Below are 2028 nucleotides of genomic sequence, written 5' to 3' on the forward strand. Positions count from 1 at the left end.
GCTGGTGGGGCAGCAGGTTCTGCCAATGCAGGCTTTGTAACCATCGATTATACGGGAGCCGAAGTCTTAGCCAGCACGTTCTTTGAAACGTCAGCGTTGGCTACTGAAGAACAAGACGATGATGACGATGAACTAGACACAACAGCTCTAGCCGTTGGAGGAGATGCTTTCTCGGAATCGTTGCAAGAAGGATCTCTTTCATTAGGGAATTACCCGCAAACTATTACCTCTAGTATCACCATCTTTTCAGGAGACTTACCTCTAGACCCTGAATCGTTTGTTCCTGAGTCATCATCACTTGCCGCGCTGCTTTCCGAGTTGAATACCGACATTACTTCAAGTGGTCAAGTCGTCACTTTCAGTTATGATTCAACTGAAAACGCCATTGTTGGAATCCGAAATGCTGATGCGGCAGAAGTACTAAGCATTGACTTAAATGCATCGCAAAGTGGGAATGACGTCTCATTGACAATGGTCACCACAATCAGCCAGCCTATTGACCATATTGTATCGATTGGTGGTGGACTTGTATCTCTGGCCGATGATCAGATTACGATTACCTTTGATATTGAAGGTGCTGATTCTGGCGGCAATTCGATGTTGGCACCTATTGAAGCACAAGTAGCCGTCATTGATGGCGCTGATCCGGCTCCGACAACCGTTAATATTGAAAATACGGAAACGGATACTCAGGTACTCGCAGGTGAGTTTGTTCAAATTGGCAGTGATTCACTGTCCACCGTTGCTTTTCAACCGAGTGCTTTAGCTCAATTCGACGGCTTATTCAGTGATAACCAAGCTACGCAGGCGACGCTTTCAAATGATGCGAAGACCATTACGCTTTCGTTAGTGGAAAGTGATGAGCCAGTACTTGTTATTACTATTGATACTGACGGCCGTTACCAATTCCAACAATTTAAATCATTAGAACATAATGAGTCTGATGAGCTGATCCTGTCACTGCCCACCACCGTGACTGACTTTGATTTAGATACGGCCACCAACGCGATTACTATCACCATTATTGATGGCCAAAACCCGGTTATTAACAATGTAACGGCCATCGAAGTGGATGAATCCGGTATTTCGGGTGGTTCCAATGAAGGTATCTCAGCGGTCAGTGGAACGGGTGACATTACGGCTAATGCAGGCAGCGACGCGATTGATCATTTTGAGCTGGAACCGAGCGAGTTCAATACCGATGGATCGCTGACATCGCAAGGGCAAGCGATACAGCTGGAATTAGCCAGCAGTGACAATGGTGTTCGCAGTTACCAAGGTTATATTGTTCTTGATGGCACTCGGGTCACCGTTTTTGAAGCTCAAATTGATACCCCTGAATTAGGTAAATATCAATTTACCTTGTTTGAGCAACTTGATCATTTAGGAAACCAAGATTCTTCTCTAACGATTAATTTACCGATTTATGCGGTGGATACCGATGGCGATCGTTCGAGTGTCACGGAAGGTTCTTTAACTAACGAAGCGGCCTGGATTCAAATCAATGTGGCGGATGATGCTCTGGAATTGGTGGACAACACTTTTTCTGTCACTGAACCAACAGAAGACGGTGACACCACTTTCTCACACAGTTTGTTTACTGATACACCTAGCTCGGAAGGGGCAGACACTGCGACCATTCAATCATTTACCTACTCGGGAAACACATACAATTTAGACCAAAGCGCTGAAGATAACGCATCTCAAACGTTCACTCTGACTGAAGGGACGTTAACCATTTCACTCAATGGTGACTTCTCTTTTGACGTCGCTCGCGATATTGATCATTCAACCAATGAGACGGTCAATAAACAATTTGTGTTTACTGCGAGAGATGGAGACGGTGATATCGATACCGCGACTGTCGATCTTGCTATTACAGACGGGCAAATCCCTGACATAAAAGTGGTCCCAAAAGTCGACCTTTCTGAAGCTTCATTGTTGGATGGAACATCGCCAAACAGCGCTTTAGTCAGCAGTTCCGCATCGATTGTCTATGCGCAAGGAAGTGATGATGTTAGCCACTTC

1 protein-coding gene is annotated in these 2028 nt (G+C 45.4%); it reads left to right on the forward strand.

Annotated features, from left to right (window positions below; translation table 11 throughout):
- A partial coding sequence (locus tag ACP45E_RS21785; RefSeq protein ID WP_426511804.1) for a DUF5801 repeats-in-toxin domain-containing protein occupies positions 1-2028 on the forward strand: 2028 nt, incomplete at both ends.

Origin of the sequence: Vibrio genomosp. F10 str. 9ZD137 (assembly GCF_049974785.1) — a bacterium.
Classification (GTDB): domain Bacteria; phylum Pseudomonadota; class Gammaproteobacteria; order Enterobacterales; family Vibrionaceae; genus Vibrio.